General features: G+C 63.9%; 9 protein-coding genes and 3 pseudogenes. 4 read left to right on the top strand and 8 right to left on the bottom strand.

What is annotated here, in order from left to right; all coding sequences use genetic code 11:
• Positions 1-145: 145 nt before the first annotated feature.
• From WJW29_RS13530 to WJW29_RS13500, 7 genes are all read right to left on the bottom strand, one after another.
• On the bottom strand, positions 146-1,150 hold the full coding sequence (locus WJW29_RS13530; protein ID WP_011259884.1) for a class I fructose-bisphosphate aldolase: 1,005 nt from the start codon (positions 1,148-1,150) through the stop codon (positions 146-148).
• Positions 1,151-1,732: 582 nt separating this feature from the next.
• Positions 1,733-3,199 (bottom strand): pyruvate kinase, encoded by a 1,467-nt coding sequence (pyk, locus tag WJW29_RS13525; protein ID WP_011409145.1) that lies wholly within the window; start codon positions 3,197-3,199, stop codon positions 1,733-1,735.
• 256 nt (positions 3,200-3,455) lie between these two features.
• Positions 3,456-4,100, bottom strand: coding sequence for an HAD family hydrolase (locus WJW29_RS13520; RefSeq protein ID WP_011259886.1), 645 nt, complete (start codon positions 4,098-4,100; stop codon positions 3,456-3,458).
• On the bottom strand, positions 4,097-5,272 hold the full coding sequence (locus WJW29_RS13515; RefSeq protein ID WP_011259887.1) for a phosphoglycerate kinase: 1,176 nt from the start codon (positions 5,270-5,272) through the stop codon (positions 4,097-4,099). The genes WJW29_RS13520 and WJW29_RS13515 overlap by 4 nt, the downstream gene beginning before the upstream one ends.
• Before the next feature lie 333 nt (positions 5,273-5,605).
• Positions 5,606-6,964 carry a DUF3999 domain-containing protein gene (locus WJW29_RS13510; protein ID WP_011409146.1) on the bottom strand — a complete coding sequence of 453 codons (1,359 nt, stop codon included), beginning with the start codon at positions 6,962-6,964 and terminating at the stop codon, positions 5,606-5,608.
• On the bottom strand, positions 6,961-9,816 hold the full coding sequence (locus WJW29_RS13505) for a DUF2339 domain-containing protein (RefSeq protein WP_041182226.1): 2,856 nt from the start codon (positions 9,814-9,816) through the stop codon (positions 6,961-6,963). Before WJW29_RS13505 ends, WJW29_RS13510 begins: the two co-directional genes overlap by 4 nt.
• 137 nt (positions 9,817-9,953) lie before the next feature.
• On the bottom strand, positions 9,954-10,955 hold the full coding sequence (locus WJW29_RS13500; RefSeq protein WP_113114259.1) for an IS630 family transposase: 1,002 nt from the start codon (positions 10,953-10,955) through the stop codon (positions 9,954-9,956).
• Positions 10,956-11,030: 75 nt separating this feature from the next.
• Here WJW29_RS13500 and WJW29_RS13495 point away from each other — a divergent pair.
• The 4 genes and pseudogenes from WJW29_RS13495 to WJW29_RS13480 form a co-directional block, all read left to right on the top strand.
• Positions 11,031-11,456: pseudogene (locus WJW29_RS13495) on the top strand (type VI immunity family protein); the annotation flags it as partial.
• Positions 11,457-11,475: 19 nt separating this feature from the next.
• Positions 11,476-11,764: pseudogene (locus tag WJW29_RS13490) on the top strand (aldo/keto reductase); the annotation flags it as partial.
• A gap of 217 nt (positions 11,765-11,981) precedes the next feature.
• The gene (locus WJW29_RS13485; RefSeq protein ID WP_011259891.1) at positions 11,982-14,087 is read left to right on the top strand and encodes a catalase; all 2,106 of its coding nucleotides are present in this window, start codon (positions 11,982-11,984) and stop codon (positions 14,085-14,087) included.
• Positions 14,088-14,912: 825 nt separating this feature from the next.
• Positions 14,913-16,151, top strand: coding sequence for a hypothetical protein (locus tag WJW29_RS13480; protein WP_027703311.1), 1,239 nt, complete (start codon positions 14,913-14,915; stop codon positions 16,149-16,151).
• Between the two features lie 227 nt (positions 16,152-16,378).
• Here WJW29_RS13480 and WJW29_RS13475 read toward each other — a convergent pair.
• Positions 16,379-17,367: pseudogene (locus tag WJW29_RS13475) on the bottom strand (outer protein P); the annotation flags it as partial.

The following is a 17,367-nucleotide window of genomic DNA, read 5'->3' as shown; positions in this document are numbered from 1 at the left end:
GTTGAAGCAAAGGGCGCCGCAAGGCGCCCTTTGCATTCGCGTTGCATCCTGCTCAACGCATAGATGCCACACGCAAAAACGCCGGCATCGCTGCCGGCGTTTTCGTTTTCAGCGATGCAACGGCCTTGCAGCCGTCATCAATCGATCAACCCTTCCACTTACCCAGCGCGGCCAGGCCATTTTCCTTGGCGCGCTCGTAAATGACCTGCTGCGCCTTGGCGAAGTTGACGGTCATGTCCTTGGCCCACAGCTTCAGTGCAGCCTGCTGCATGGCACGCCCGTAGGAGAAGCTCAGCGGCCACGGCAGAGTGCCGAGCTGGTGCATTTCATTGAGATGCGCAGTGGACTGCTCGTCGGTCTGGCCGCCGGACAGGAACACGATACCCGGCAGGATCGCCGGCACGGTCGACTTCAGGCACATTACCGTGGACTCGGCCACCTCTTCGATGCTGGCCTGCTCTTCGCAGCTCTTGCCGGAGATGACCATCGATGCCTTCAGGATGGTGCCTTCGAGCACGACGTTCTGCTCATACAGTGCGCCGAACAGCGAGCGCAGCGTCGCTTCGGTGACTTCGTAGCAGGTTTCGATGTCGTGGCTGCCGTCCATGATCACTTCCGGCTCGACCATCGGCACCAGGCCCTGCTCCTGGCACAACGCGGCATAACGCGCCAGCGCATGCGAGTTGGCCTCGATGCAGGTGCCGGACGGGATGTCTTCGCCGATGGTGATCACCGCACGCCACTTGGCGAAGCGCGCGCCCAGCGTGTAGTACTCCTCCAGACGTGCACGCAGGCCGTCCAGGCCTTCGGTGACCAGCTCGCCCGGCATGCCGGCCAGCGGCTGCGCGCCCTTGTCGACCTTGATGCCCGGAATGATGCCGTGGGCGGTCATGTACTCGGCGAACGGCACGCCATCCTTGGTCTTCTGGCGGATGGTCTCGTCGAACAAGATGGCGCCGGAGATGTAGTCGCTCAGCTTGGGCGTGGTCAGCAACAGTTCGCGGTAGGCGCGACGGTTTTCTTCGATGTTCTCGATGCCGACGCTGGCAAAACGCTTGGCGATCGTGCTGGTCGATTCGTCGATGGCGATGATGCCCTTACCCGGGGCGACCATGGCCTGGGCGGTTTCGGCAAGCTGTTCGATGCTCATGTAGTTCCTGTGGCAGCTGCGGGGAGAACGAAAGTATAGCGACGAAACTCGTCGACATTCCTTCACGGAATGTCTGCAACCGATTACACGTGATACGCGTGACAGGATGTCTGGTGCTGCTCGCATCGCGGGAATCGGGAATCGGGAATCGGCAGAGCTGAGCATGGCGCGTGGCTGGTTGCCTGCAGCACAGTGAGAAGTGGCTGTGACGACGTGCGACGGCGCGGTTGCACAGAGCCATGCGTGAGTTGGTTCGAATTCGTGTGTGTTGGGCGCTCTTGCCACTTCGCCGCTTCGCCGTCTGCGTAGCACTGCGCATGTGGCATGTGGCATGCGACACATCGCGAACAGGCCTCAGCTTGTGCCACACATAGCGCGCCATCTCGATGCCATTGCGGCAGTAAGTTGGCGATGTTGCGTGGCTGGGCATTCGCCGGATCCGGCCGCTGACCAACAATCCGGCCACGGGTAGAGCACTCGCCCCGCCCCCGGCATCGCCACACAGCACAACGGCGACCCTGGGGTCGCCGCTGCGTGTCACGTCTTCCGGCTCGGCTGTGCGCCGGAGGGGGTCAACGGACGTTACAGCTCGCCCAGACCGGTAGCGCGGCCGTCGTCGCCCACTTCCAGCAAACGCAGCGTGTTGGTGGCGCCGTGCGTTTCCATGTGCTCGCCGCTGGTAAACACCACGCGGTCGCCCGGGCCCATGCGCTCGTTCTCCACCAACAGACGGATCGCCGCACGTGCGGCTTCGCGCGGGGTCAGGCCGCGGCTGTCGAAGTTGATCGGGAACACGCCACGCATCATCGCCATCTGGCGACGCGCGCCATCGTGACGGGTGAACGCATAGATCGGCATGTTGGAGCGGAAGCGCGACAGAAAGCGCGGGGTACCGCCGGATTCGGTCAACGCCACCACGCCGCCCAGACCGATGTGCTCGGACAGGAACATGGTCGCCATCGCGATGGCCTGGTCGGCGCGCTGCAGATTACGCTGCGCCGCTTCGAAGTCGGTATCGAATTCGAACTGGTGCTCGGCACCCAGGCAGATACGCGCCATCGCTTCCACCGCACGCACCGGATAGGCACCGGCGGCGGTTTCGGCCGAGAGCATCACCGCATCGGTGCCGTCGATGACCGCATTGGCCACGTCCAGCACTTCGGCGCGGGTCGGGATCGGGCTCTCGACCATCGACTGCAGCATCTGCGTGGCGGTGATCACCACTTTGTTCTGCGCCAACGATTCGCGAATGATCTTCTTCTGCAGCCCGGGCAATTCGGCATCGCCGATTTCAACGCCCAGGTCGCCACGCGCCACCATCACCACATCGGAGGCTTCGACGATCTCGACCAGGTTTTCGATCGCTTCGGTGCGCTCGATCTTCGACACCAGCTGCGCGTCGCAGCCGTGCTGCTTGGCGATCTGACGGGCGTCTTGCATGTCCTGCGCATTGCGACAGAACGACACGGCGATGAAATCCACGCCGATCTTGGCGACGATACCGATCAGCTCTTTGTCGCGCTCGGTCAACGCGCCGAGCGACAAGCCGCCGCCCTGCTTGTTGAGGCCCTTGCGGTCGGACAACACGCCATCGTTGAGCACGGTGGTAACGATGCGCGCGCCCTGCACGTCGGTGACCTGCAGTTGCATCAGGCCATCGTCGAGCAGCAGCACGTCGCCAGCAGTCACGTCCTGCGGCAGGCCCAGGTAGCTGACGCCGACCTGGTGCTGGTCGCCGGCCGGCGCATTGGCATCGGCCACCAGGTCGAAGCGATCGCCCATGGTCAGCTTGATCTTGCCTTCGGCAAAACGCTCGATGCGGATCTTCGGACCCGGCAAGTCGGCAAGGATGCCGACTTCGGCGCCGACGCGGGCCGCAGCGGCACGCACTTCGGCAGCACGCTTGGCCTGCCCGGACGGGTCGCCGTGGCTGAAGTTGAGGCGCACCACGTTGACGCCCGCCTTGAACAACGTATCCAGCACACCGGGCGCATCCGTTGACGGTCCGAGGGTGGCGAGAATTTTGGTACGGCGTTGACGTTCTTTCATGATGGCCTCCCTATAAAAACCGCGAAAATTAACACACACGTCACGCACCAAGGATGGCATTGCGGCATAGCCATCCTCCGATTCCGGCATGTCTTACAGACAGTGCGGGACAGTACGTACGCCTACGCCCGCGCTGCCATACGCAATGCGGGCGGTCGCCACCCTAACCCGGCAGCGATGAAGAGTGTTCAGCGCGATGCGAACCGCGGCTGCAGGCGTCGACCAAGCCAACGCAACGGCCGACGCGCACTGTTCATCACTGAAGCAACGCCACCAGGTCAGCCGGGGTGCGTGCCAGTGCACCGGCACCGGCGGCACGCAACTCAGCCTCGTCGCCGAAGCCCCATAACACGCCGATGCTATGGATGCCGTGGTGATTGGCGCCATCAATATCCATGCGCCGGTCGCCGATCATCACGCAGCCAGTTTTCTCGATCTGCAAACGGCGCAGCGCTTCGGCAATGAGGTCCGGCTTGAAGCGACGTTCGCCGTCTTCGCTGGCACCGATCACCTCCTCGAAGCAAGCGCCAAATGGCAGATGCTCGACGATGCGCCGCGCATAGCGCTCATTCTTCGAGGTCACCACCGCCAGACGATGACCGGCGCGCTGCAGGCTGGCGACCACCTCGCCAATGCCGTCGAACACGCTGAGCTCGGTCCAGCCCACCGCGTCGTAGCGCGCGCGGTAGAGCCCGAGCGCACGCTGCCCCCGCCCTGGATCGTTTGCAAAACACTCGGCGAAGCTGTCGCGCAACGGCGGGCCGATCCACGCGCGCAAGGTCTGCGCAGATGGACGCGGCTGCCCGAGTTCGTCGAAGGCATACACGATGCTGGCGACGATGCCGGGCTCCGAATCGACCAGCGTGCCGTCCAGATCGAAAAACAGCGTGGCTGCACTCACTGACCGCGGGCCTGCAGTGCGGCCACAGCCGGCAAGGTCTTGCCTTCCAGAAACTCCAGGAATGCACCGCCGCCAGTGGAAATGTAGGTGACGTCCTTGGCGATGTCGTACTTGTCCACTGCGGCCAAGGTGTCGCCACCACCGGCAATCGAAAACGCCTTGGAGCTGGCGATCGCGCGCGCCAAGGTTTCGGTGCCGTGGCTGAAGGACTCGAATTCGAACACGCCGACCGGCCCGTTCCACACCACCGTGCCGGCGCTGGCGATCAGCTCGGCATAGCGCTGCGCGGTTTGCGGGCCGATATCCAGGATCAGATCGTCGGCATCGACCGCATCCAACGCCTTCACGCTGGCCTCGGCGTCGGGCAGGAACTGCTTGGCAACGACCACATCGGTGGGCAGCGGAATTTCTGCGCCACGCGTCTTGGCGTCGGCCACGATCTGGTTGGCGGTCGGGATCAAGTCCGGCTCGTTCAACGACTTGCCCACGTGGTGTCCGGCTGCAGCGATGAAGGTATTGGCGATGCCGCCGCCAACGATCAGCTGGTCGACCTTGTTGACCAGGTTGGACAGCAGCTCCAGCTTGGTGGAGACCTTGCTGCCGGCCACGATCGCCAGCAGCGGCTTGGCCGGGTTGTCCAGCGCCTTGGCCAGTGCGTCGAGTTCGGCCATCAACAGCGGGCCGCCTGCTGCGACCGGCGCGAAGCGGATCACGCCATGCGTGGAGGCCTGCGCGCGGTGCGCGGTGCCGAAGGCATCCATCACGAACACGTCGCACAACGCGGCGTACTTGCGCGCCAGCGTCTGGTCGTCCTTGCCCTCGCCGACATTCATGCGGCAATTTTCCAGCAGCACCACCTGGCCCGGTGCGACCTCCACGCCGTCGACCCAGTCGCGGACCAGCGGCACGTCCACGCCCAGCAACGCAGCCAGACGCGTGGCCACCGGCGCCAGCGAATCTTCTTCGGTCCAGCTGCCTTCCTTGGGGCGACCCAGGTGCGAGGTGACCATGACGGCCGCGCCCTTTTCCAACGCCAGCTTGATGGTGGGCACCGAGGCGGTGATGCGCTGCTCGGAGGTGATCTGGCCGTTGTCGATCGGCACGTTGAGATCCTGGCGGATCAGCACGCGCTTGCCGGAGAGATCGAGGTCGGTCATGCGGACAATGGACATGGGCTCAGCTCGTTCGGTCTAGGGAGGGGGATGGGGAATTGGTCATGCAGAAGACGCAGCATGCGTGCCGTGGCAAGCGTCTGAGCGCTGCGCCGTAACGGCCAATGGTTGCGATGGCAGCTGGCGGTGGTCAGCCATTGTGATGTCGTTGCGCGGTGACGCGGGTCGGGTAGTTCGCGGATGGCTCACCACGCGTGACGCCGCCAATCCGGTTGGCAACGCGGGGGACGCTTGGTCGAACACGACGGGCAATACGGCTGCCTGGGTCACGAGGGACGTCTATTGTCCGACCTTCGCGCCGCAGCGGCAAACCGCCGCGCGACGCGGGTGCGCTTAGCCGTTGCGATTGGCCGATGCACTGCGCAGCAGACTCACCGCGAAACCACTGACCAGCAAGGCACCACCGACCAACAGGCCCCACAGCAGCCAACGTTTCCAGTCACGCGGCGTGGCGGCCGGTCGCAGCGCGGCCTCGCCCGCCAGCGGCTGTGCCTGCGCAGCGACGTTGGCCTGCGCCGGTTGCCACTGCGCGCCGCGTTCGCGCCGCAGTGCCTGCAGCATCGAGGCCAGCGGTGCGTCGCCGCGGTGCGCACGCGCACTGCCGGCGACCAGCGCATACGGCGGCTGGCCCTGAGCGAGAAACATAAGCCGCTCGGGCTGATACCCCACGCGCAAGCTCGGCACCGCAGTGCTGCGCCCTTGCGCAGCGACCAGCCGCCATTGGCGATCGCGCACTGGGGCAGACAGAAGTTGCGGCGGCGACGCGGCGGCCGCCCCCTTGCCCAGCCGATACGCCAACCAGGGGCCGGCACGCTGTACCCATGGCGCATCATCGGCATCACGACTTGCCACGATCCACTCGACGGCCTCGGCCTGACTGCCACCGACATCGAGCCGAGTGATCGGAAAGCGTCCCGGCAGGGCATACACCACCGCTGCATCTTTCGCGGTGCCTGGCAATTCAAGCCACTGCAGCGGTGCGGGCGCGGTGATGCCCTCCAGCTCCGCCTCGACCACGCGCAACGCCGGCAACTGGCCCGACACCGGCACCAGGCGCAGATAACGCGCGCCCTCATCGAGTGCGATCCGGCGCTGCTGCAATCGCCGCGTCTGATTGTCCAGCGCCATCACCGTAGCGTCTGAAGCAAGCACGCGCCAGTCGCGCAGATCGTCGCTGCCTTCCACGCGCAACTGAGCCTGCACCGGCATGTCGCCGTCCCAATCCAGCAGCAGGGCACGCGGGCGATCGCGCAATGCGCTGGCATCGATCAACCAGCTCCCACCGTTGCCTGCAGCGGCGGCAGCCCCGGTCACAACGCGGCCTTCGAGACGACGTACCGCACCGCTGGCATCGCGCTCGGCGATCAGTTGCAGATCGCCATTGGCCGGCGCCGCACCGGCCGGCACCGCAAAGAGGGGGAGGCGCTGCCGGCGCGCCGCAGCCGCCGATGCTGCATCCGCGGGCAACCAGGCGGCGGGCAGCTCTTCGCCACGCGCATCGATCACCGTGACATCGCGCAGCGCCGCGTCGTGCGCGGAGCGATACACCGCCGCGTTCAAGGTCAACTGATAGATGCCGGCATCCGAGCCAGTTACCTGCAGCGGCCACTGCTGGCGGTAGTCCTGCCGCACATCAGCGGCATGCGCCAGCATCGGCACCATCACCAGTAGCGCCCATCGCATCGATTTCATGCCTGCTCCTTTTCGACGCCGTCGTCTTCGACAGCAGTCGCTTCTGTCGCCAGCGGACGCGGCGGTGCCGGCGCCAGGTAACCCACTACGGTGCACAACAGACCATAGGCCATGAACGAGCCGATGCCGAGCAAGTTGCCCAGATGCTGGCGGTCGACCAACACCAGCTTCGCCAGCACCAGACCCATGAGCAACGCGCCGCCCAGCCACAACCCACGCTGCCCGCGACGCGAGCCGATCACCCAGCCCAGCACGCCCAGCACGCTCCACACGATGGTGAGGCTGGTCTGCGACAAGGTGGCGCCGATCAACGCAGAATCCCACGGCACGCCGCCCCAGTGATGCACGCTGTGGAAGGTGCTGCCGGTGATCAATGCCCAGCCGAGCACACCAAGCGCGGTCACGCGCCAACGCTGCAGCAATGCCGGCGCCGGTACCGACCAGGCCCAGCGCGCGAGCAAGGCCAGCACCGCCAGTTGCGCCAGCTCGGCCGGATTCAGCAGCGGCAACCACGGCAACGGTGCCGCGCTCACCGGGTCCAGCAACACCAATAGCCAGCCGATGCCCAGCACCGCGAACACGCAACTCAGCAACGCGTTGCGTGCAGGATCGAAGCTGGCGCCCTGCGGCCATGCCAGCCAGGGCCAACGCAATAATCCCAGGCTCGCCACGACCAGCCAAGGCGCCGCCAGCAAGGCACAACGCCAGCCATTCGCCAGCAAGAACGCATCGGCCCACCAGGCTGCACCCAACGCCACCACCAATGGCCACAGCAGCCACCAGATGAACTGCGCCGCCATCGCGCCAGCGCCTTGCTGCGTACGCAGGCACCACAGCGCTCGTGCGCCCGCCACCGCAAACACACCCCACGCCAGCGCGCCCCAATGCGCGAACGGCTGGGTATGCGCTTGGCCCTGCCACAGTGCCAATGGCGCTGCCAGCACCAGACCCGACATCACCGTCCACACCAACGCCGTTGCGGGACGCCGGCGATGCACTTCTGCAGCCAGCCACAGGCTGAGTGCGACAAAGCCCAGCAGCAGATCTGGTTCGCTGCACAGATCGGCAAAGCGCAGGATCTCGTGCACACCGCAGAACGTCGACCAGCCCAGCCCCCACAGATACGCCACCAGCGCACACCGTGGATGCCCTGCATCGCGCAGGAACCAGGCGCTCACCCAGCCAGAAAGCGCGATCAGCAACGTGCTCATGCAGGTCGCGTTGGCCACCGCTACCGCGTCGTAGCGCCAGGCATCCACACCGAAGGCGACACCTACCGCCGCGAGCAACTGCAGCGCCACGCCGCTGATCTGAGGGATCCGCCGTTGCTGGCGTAAGCCCAGCCACAACAGGCCGACGCCTTCCAGCGCGAACACGCTCGCAGTGGCACGTGCCGACAATGCCAGCGGAATCGCCAGGGTGGCGAAGCCGACCGCCAGCATCGCGTGCGCCTGGCCCAGCAAGCGCGTGGGAGCCCGGCGCAACAACCAGCTTGCCAGGCCTGCATACACCGCGGCCACCACCACCGCGCACAACGCGAGCGGCAGCTGATCGCCCTCAAGCAGGCCTGCCTGCAACGCGAAGGCCACCAGCGGTGTCCCGAACAACAGGCTGCCATCGATGACCTTGCCTGCACTGCCGTCGCCGCGGCGCGCATGCAATACCGGGATCGCCACGTACATGGCGAAGAACAGCAACAGGAACGGCTCGGTGGTGGCGAATTTTGCCGGGGTGTATTGCAGCGCACCCCACACAATGCCGATGCCGAAAGTGAACGCAAACCCCAGCAGGTTCAGCACGCGCCACGGACGCAGCCACGCAATCGCCACGATGCCAGCGTTGAGTATCGCGTAATAGGTAAACAGCCCGACATGATTCCCGCTGCCGGTGGACAACCCGATCGGCGCAAGGAAGCCGGCCAGCACGCCCAGCACCGCCAGCGTGCGCGAATCCTGCAACACGGCCAACACGCACATGCCCGCGATCAGCACCACGCTGATGCCCAGCGCAGGTCCAGCATCCAGCAACGCGTACAACTTGAAGGCCGCGAACACCGTCAACAGCAAGCCGCCAATGGCGCCGCCCTGCAATGCCAACGCAAAGCCCGGTCGCTGCTCGCGTTGCTTCCAACCAAACACCAGACCGACCAATGCGAGAACGCTGATGCCGGCCAAGCGCAGCTCGATCGGCATCCGCATCCAGCCCTGGTCGCTGGCGTACTTCAGCAGCGATGCCACCCCTGCCAACAGGACCAGCATGCCGACCTTGACCGGTACATTGCCTTCGGTGAACCAACGCTTCAATGCGCTGGCTGCACGCACGATGACGCAGGGCTCGGACGGAATCTGAGGTCGTTGAGGTGGCTGCGGCTGTGTAGGTTGCGGTTGCGCTGGTTGCGGTTGCGCTGGTTGCGGTTGCGCCGGCTGAGAGTGCTGGCCGGGAACTTCCGACATCGCGGTTCCATCGCGCGCTATCGCAGTTGCAGGGGTCTGCGCAGGCAACGGTGGCGGCACCACGGACACATCGACCGCGTTCTGCTCCGCAGCAGCAGCCACCTGCCAGCTTTCGCCACGTTGAGCTGCGCCAGATGTGCCGGACACTGGCACATTGCCGTCCGCACGGGAAACTAGCCCGGCGTCGAGATCGGACACCACCTCGGGCCGCTCCCACGTCCTGCCCTGCGCGTACGCTGGCGCATCCGCGCGCTCCGCAGTGCCGGCCTGCCACTGGGCAAGCCGTTGCTCCAGCGAGGACACCCGCCGCCGCAACCGGGCAATCCACACCAGCGCCACCACTACACCCACAGGCACGGCAATCAGTACCAGGGCCGCCAACACGATTATCGTTTCCAACGCACCAACCCCGAGCCGGCGTCCAGCCGAATGCGCGAACCATACAGCTTCAGGCCACGACTGGGCAGCCGACCTCTCGATCAGACGGTTGGTTGAAGAGTCGACACGCAGCAGCCGCACGCGTGATTCCGAGCGCCCTAGCGTGGCGTTCCGTTGATAACTTTGCAAACCCGTTCGATCTTGGCGAGGATCGAGTCAGCGGTCGCAGTCGATTTGAACGGTCGCGGGTTTTGATTGTAGTGCTCCACGAAGGCGTTGATCTTGCGCTTTAGATCGGCCACCGAGTCGAAGGAGCCGCGCCTGATCGTCCGTTGGGTGATCAGGCCAAACCAGCGTTCGACCTGCTTGTGGGTGGCGTCGTTGTCGCAGATCAGATGCACGTCCAGATCCTGCGGCACCTGCGCGTCTACATGTCGCAGGAATGAGAGAAACTCCTGATGTCGGTGCAGGGGTTTGCACTGGGTGATGACGCTGCCGTTGGCGACGTCCAGCGCGGCAAAAAGGGGCGTTGTGCCATGGCGCACGTCGTCGTGCGTGATGCCTTCGACGTACCCCAACCCCATCGGCAGCACCGGCTGGGTACGCTCCAAGGCCTGTACCTGGCTCTTCTCGTCCACACACAGCACCAACGCATGATCCGGCGGATTCAGATACAGGCCGACGATGTCGCGCACCTTCTCGATGAAGAACGCATCGGTGGAGAGCTTGAAGCGCTTGGAGCGATGCGGCTGCAGGCCGAACAGCGTCATGTAGCGGTGGACGGTGGTGGTGGAACGTCCTGTCTCGACCGCCAGCGTGCGGCGCGACCAGTGCGTGTGACCTTTCGGCTTGCGCGTCAGGACGGTGTTGACCAGTTCGGCTACCTTTTCATCGCTGGTCGTGCGCGGCCGGCCGGGCTTGAGTTCGTTGTGCAGGCCGGCAATGCCGCGCTCGCGATAGCGGGTACGCCACAACGTGACGGTTGGCCGGCTCACCCCGTAGCGATGCGCAATTGCCGTCTGCGGCTCGCCGTCGGCCATGCGCAGGATCATCTGCGCGCGGCGCGACAAGGCCGCCGGCAAACTCTGCGAGCGAGCCATCGACTCCAGTTGCACACGATCGTCGGCGCTGACAACCAACGGTTTAGCGGGTCGTCCCATGAGCGAGCGCTCCAGCTTCCAAAGGTCATCCTTGGACAACGCCAGATTAAGAAAAGGTACATGCGGAACGCGACACTAGACGGCATCAAAACCATCTCCTGGCTCACCGCCATCAACCACGCCATGTTGCAGCAACTCGACGGCGGCACCGGCCTGGACGCGCTGCGCAACGAACTGCCCGGCGACTGGTTCGCCTACTACGACTATGGCGCCGGCACCGTCATCCAGGCCGGCCCCGTGCCGGAGATCGCCAGCGTCGACGACGACCCCATGCCCGCCACCTACGTGCTGGTCAATCACCTGCTCAAGCGCTTCCGCAGCACCACCCTCAAGGACTTCCACGGCGCCACACTGGGCTGGGAACCCTTCCTGGGCGTGGTCGGCACCGCGCAATGGCTGCGACGCTTCGACATTCCCGACGACGAACTCATGCACTCCCAGGCCAAGCTGCTCAACATGCCCAAGTTGAAGCCGGACACGGTGCTGCCCGAGCGGCTATGAGCGATGCTTCATTGATCGCGTCCTGCTTGCATGCGCCGAGCATGCGGTCACGGTGATGGCGTATTCACCGCTGGGCAGTCGCGCCCTGCTCGATCGTCCGGTGCTGCACACCATCGGCGCGCGCCGCGGTAGCATTGGCCTGGGCCATTCGCAGCGGCGAAGTGATCGCCATCACAGAATCGGGAACGGCCGCGCATGTGCGCGCCAACGCAGCCGCATGCGGCTTGCAATTGGACGCGCGGGATCTCGCCGAGATGGACCGTGCGTTCCCAGCACCCAAGCGCAAGCAGCCGCTGGACCTGCGCTAACCCCGTGCGCCCGTTGCTCCAGCCGCTGGCGAAACTGCCGCATCGCACGCGCTTGGCAACTGCATCTGCATTGCAGGATGTGTGCTTGCACACGCTTTGGCGATCGTGCGCACTGACATGTGAGCATGCGCTTCGCATGCTGACACATCCAGTTAACGGCCATGCTCCCAGGCTCGAGGGGATCGCCAGCATCTCAGCCCGCCAACGTGGAGTTCCCATGGCCAAGTCTTCCGGCAAACCTGCATCCGCCGTCTCCGTCGACCGTTCCGCAAGCGCGCCTGATGCGCGCGGTACTGGCGACGAATTGCACCAGAAGGCCCGCGGTAGGCATCCGCAGCTGACCACCAACCAGGGCATTCCCGTTGGTGACAACCAAAACTCGCTGCGCGCAACACCACGCGGCCCGACGCTGCTGGAAGATTTCATCCTGCGCGAGAAGATCACCCACTTCGATCACGAGCGCATCCCCGAGCGCATCGTGCATGCGCGTGGCAGCGCCGCGCACGGCTACTTCAAGCTCACCAAGTCGTTGAGCCAATACACCACTGCCAAGATCTTTACCGAGATCGGTGAAAAAACACCGCTATTTACCCGTTTTTCTACCGTTGCGGGCGGCGCCGGCTCGGTGGACACGCCGCGCGATGTGCGCGGGTTTGCCGTGAAGTTCTATACCAAGGAAGGCAATTGGGATCTGGTGGGCAACAATATCCCGGTGTTTTTCATCCAGGATGCGATCAAGTTCCCTGACCTGATCCATGCAGTGAAGATGGAACCGGATCGCGGTTTTCCGCAGGCTGCCAGCGCACACGACACGTTCTGGGATTTCATCTCGCTGACCCCCGAATCGATGCACATGATCATGTGGGCGATGAGCGACCGCACCATCCCGCGCTCGCTGCGCATGATCGAAGGGTTCGGCATCCACAGCTTCCGTTTCCTCAATGACAAAGGCGAAAGCACCTTCGTCAAATTCCATTGGCGTCCCAAGCTGGGCCTGCAATCGACCATCTGGGACGAGGCGGTCAAGATTGCCGGCGCCGATCAGGACTTCCACCGCCGTGATCTGTTCGAGGCGATCCAGAACGGCGACTTCCCGGAATGGGAACTTGGCGTGCAATTGTTCACCGAGGCCGAGGCGGATGCATTCCCGTTCGACCATCTGGATTCGACCAAGATCATTCCCGAAGAGTTGGTGCCGCTGCAAATCGTCGGCCGCATGGTGCTCGACCGCTGGCCGGACAACTTCTTTGCCGAAACCGAACAGGTTGCCTACTGCCCGGGCAACATCGTGCCCGGCATCGACTTCAGCAACGACCCGCTGCTGCAAGGCCGCCTGTTCTCCTATCTGGATACGCAGCTGAGCCGCCTGGGCGGGCCGAATTTCCATCAGATTCCGATCAACGCCCCCAAGTGTCCATTCGTCAACAATCAGCGCGATGGTCATATGCAGATGGACGTACCGAAGGGCCGTGTTGCCTACGAGCCCAGCTCACTGCAGGCAGATGCGCCGCGTGAAGCGCTGCGTGGATTCCCCAGCCATTCAACCCCGGCTGAGGATGGCGCCAAGGGCCGCGTGCGTGCAGAACGCTTCGCCGATCATTACAGCCAGGCAAGACTGTTCTTCCGCAGCCAGACCGCACCGGAACAGGCACATATGGCGTCGGCCCTGGTGTTCGAACTGTCGAAGGTCGAAACCGCACACGTGCGCGAAGCCATCGTGGGGCATCTGCGCCACATCGACCAGAAGCTCGCGCAGCGTGTGGCCGATGGCATGGGTATGACCACCTTACCGCCGGCACCACCGGCTGCAGTAGCGCCGATCGACATGCCACTGTCGCCCGCCTTGCAGGTCATCGGCAAGATGAAAGACACATTGAAGGGACGCACGGTCGGTATCCTGATTCACGACGGCTCCGATGCATCGACGATCAAAGCGGTGCGCAAGGCAGCGGAAGCTGAGGGCGCAACAGTCAAGATCGTCGCCCCCAAGCTTGGCGGCGCCAAGCTCAGCGATGGCAAGCAACTGGCCGCCGATGGGCAGCTGGCAGGGACGCCCTCGGTGGTGTTCGATGCCGTGGCAGTCCTACTGTCTTCGGAAGCGGCCAAGCTGCTGACACGCGAATCGGCCGCACTGGATTTCGTGAGCTGTGCCTGGGCGCATCTGAAGGCCATCGCATTCGACGAAGGCGCGCAGTTGTTGTTGAAAGCGGGCAATATCGGCAAGGATGCGGGCGTGGTTCCGGCCGCCGATACCAAGGCATTCATTTCCGCAGCAAAAACCCGACAGTGGGCACGCGAGCCGAAGGTGCGCATGCTGGCCTAACCGCGCCCAGGGAAGGTCCGATATCCCGGCTTGAAGCCGAGGGATGCCACATCCGCCGTGCTGGCGGGCGAAACCCACGGTTTTCGCAACTACCGCGCGTTTGCGGGGTAGCGGCGGGTCACGGCGCCCGATTCCCACGGCAGCGTCAACTGTTTCGCGTTAGCCACAGCTTCGATCGTGCAACCAGCATGCGTATCTGCGTAATGTTCGTTACCAGTTCGCGATAAAGCACCCTGACGCGAGCGACGTTTACCTGTCGCTCGCGTCAGGGTTATGTGGCACGTTCAAGGTCATGTGAGTAGCGCCGATGATGACACGCGGTCGATATTCGCTTACCGAATGATGATTACGCCAAGCGGCGTTGCCCGGGATTGGCCGCATTGCAGAATGTGCCGCGAGCCACTGGAGCACGGTATGGAATCTCGTATCACCCCGACCTCTGGCGCAGCAAGCTTGCCGCTCCCCGCAGCCGATGACGCGGCGTCACCACGCAGCTCTGCGACCGCCGATGATCGGCATCATGGCACTGATGCCCGATTGGCTGGGCTAACACCCCGCCGCAGCGCGGCGCTGGCCAGCGCAGCCACCGCGCTCGATTGCGTAACGCCGCACGCCGCGGGCAGCAGGGGCATCGGTGCGCCGGCCTCCGTTCCAGTCGTACACCGGCCGGATAGGCCTATATTCTCGATCATTCGGCCTATCGCGTTTCTATCCACCAGGGCCGACATCGGCGGACATCGCCACGCAACGAGCCTGTCCGGAAACGCTGTTGTCTTCTCGCGCTCCAAGGCGACGTTGGGAGGCAGCGATGTGGGCATGGTCGGGATGCTCGATGGTCAGGAGCACCTTGTCAAAACCGGAATTTCGCGCAGCTTGCTGGGTCAAGCAGTGCAATGTTGCGCGAAGGGGCAAGGCGCGGAGGCCGACAAGCGCCTGGGCTACATTGTCGGTTCTGCAGCCAGGCTGCTTGAGGGCACGATGGACAAGCAGGCCACGCAGCAGTGGCTGACACTGGCCTTCCATGCCTTTCTCGATACCGAAAAAGGGAAGAAATTAACGGAAAAGGCGCAGACGGATGCGTTGGACATCGACGATGTCTGCGAGATTCACGACAGCCTGGTTGCTGCGGATCCTCGATTACGCAATCCGCTTGGCATCCCTGCCTTATTTGACGTCATCAACGTCGCTGCCGCACAGGATTTGGTCAATGCGCTGCAGGGACGCCATCTTTCGCGGCAAAACATTCCGGACTCATCACTGCTGACACCGCCCGACAACGCCTTCATCGCCTCGCGACTGATTCATGATGCAGAGCCGCTGGATACATTCCTGACCAAAGCGTTTCTGCCGCCCGACGTTTCGCTTGCGCAGGCCAAGCAAGCCGCAGTCCGTGTGAAAAGCGCCGCAGCCGGCAGCGGTGCGCAGCCCGATGAACTCGCCGCAGACCACGCGCTGCTTGCGCGGATCAACGATCCGGTCAATCTTCGTTCGGGCAAACAGGCGTTGATCGATATCCTCCGCCACAGCGGTCTGGACGGGCTGTTCTCCTCGCTGCTGGCCAGGCTGACCCTGGGCGAAGCGTCTGATCTAGGCCCTGACAATATGCTGGTCATTCCCGGAGAAGATGCACGCCACAAGGTCATCAGCATTGATGTGACCGGCTTTCGCTACGACCGGGAAAAGGATACTCCGGCAAATTCACGGGAGCCGCTTCGGCATGGCTGGGGAGACGTCATCCAGCACCCTGCACGGGCACTGCAGGTGCTGCTTGATGCAAGCGTGATGAGCAGTCGTTACGCGAAAGGCCTGGATGGCGTACATGCCATGGTCATCGAGGCCATACGCGAGGCGCTTGCCTGGCAGGCCATGCCTGAAGTAGAAATGGTCAAGCGTTGGTACGCCGCGCTCGATGTAGACTCCGCCACGTCCTCCTTGCGTTCGTTGGGCGATCAATTGAAAGACATGTCTGACGCGGGTTGGATGCCGGATGCCGCGCTGGTGAATCAGGTGTTGGCACGCAATTCCTCTTTCCTCATCAACGTGGTTGAGAAAGCCCGGAAATGAAGACCGCAGCAAGTAGTAGTGCAGACATTTGGTAGTGAAGTCGCTCAGGTCAGGTCGCCTGGACCACTTCACAACCGTTGGTGTTGCGATCCAGAGTTGAAGCCGCCGCTTGAAGACCATGCTCCTGGGCGACGAGGCTGGCCATGCACGTTGAGTGAGTAGGCCGGTCGTGGGGCGTTCTTTTCCGAAGATCTCTTTCCTTGGCGAGGACAGACGGCGCGTCGTGGTTACTGTTGCCCACCAGCGCCAGCCGCCCAAAGCTGGCCCATCAGCTTCGAGCCGATGGTTGCCCGGTGCACCTTGGCCTCGGTGTTTCCGAGGGCGCGCATCATCTCTTCCCAGCGTGCGCCCAGGTTGACCTCCCTGGCCGTCTTCAGATGGACGGCGGCCAAGTCCTTGTAGTGGAGCGCGCGCAGCCCGGTGGACGTTACCGGTTTTTCGGTATGTACGTGGACGAACCAGGGCGCGGGAATGTCGCCATTTGACTGCGGCGTGTGGTCGATACGCACTTCGAATAGCCTGCCGCGGTCGCCACGGTCGTCCTCCGAGGGAAGGCGGTTCGGCGCCGTGACGCGTGCCAGTGCATGCATCGCCAACAGGCGCTGCAGATGCGGCGCACGCGGTTGCGGATCGGTCTTGAGCGCATCGGCTTCGCGCCGTTCAAACTCCTGCTCGATCCTCTGCAGAAGACGCAGCCGCGTGTCGAGTTGTGCGATGCGCGGGTCTCCCGCACGGAGCTTGCTTTTGAGCTGCAGCAGACGCTCACTCGATCCGAACCAGTCCTGCATGGAGGTCCTGGCAAAATCGAAAGCCGTCGCCGCGTCACGCCTGGAGTCGCCGATCAGGCGCTCTATGTCTGTGGTGTCCTTGCCAAGGCGCTTGGCGAGCGCGATGAAATCGCCGCCGAGTTCTGCCACCGGCAACGACTCCAGACGCGTGCTTTTCAGTATCTCGTCGGCCTGCTTTTGCGCTGCGTTGCGCTCGTCAATGACCCGCTGCGCGGGCGCTGCCGAGCTGGAAGCATCAGAGGTGCGCATGCGTGCCTTCCGTGACCTGCTCGATTTACCTGCTGTCGTTGTCGGCACGCTCGGTGTTATCGATGCCGGTGCTTGCTCGGGCGAAGCCGCCGCTGCGCCAATCAGCTGTCTGTCCTGGACGGCGAACTCACACATGTCAAGAATTGCCTGACGTTGGTCGGCAAGTGCCTGTGCAAGAT

The sequence above is a fragment of the Xanthomonas sp. JL1 genome, from assembly GCF_038405005.1.
This window is presented reverse-complemented; position numbering and strand designations above follow the sequence as displayed.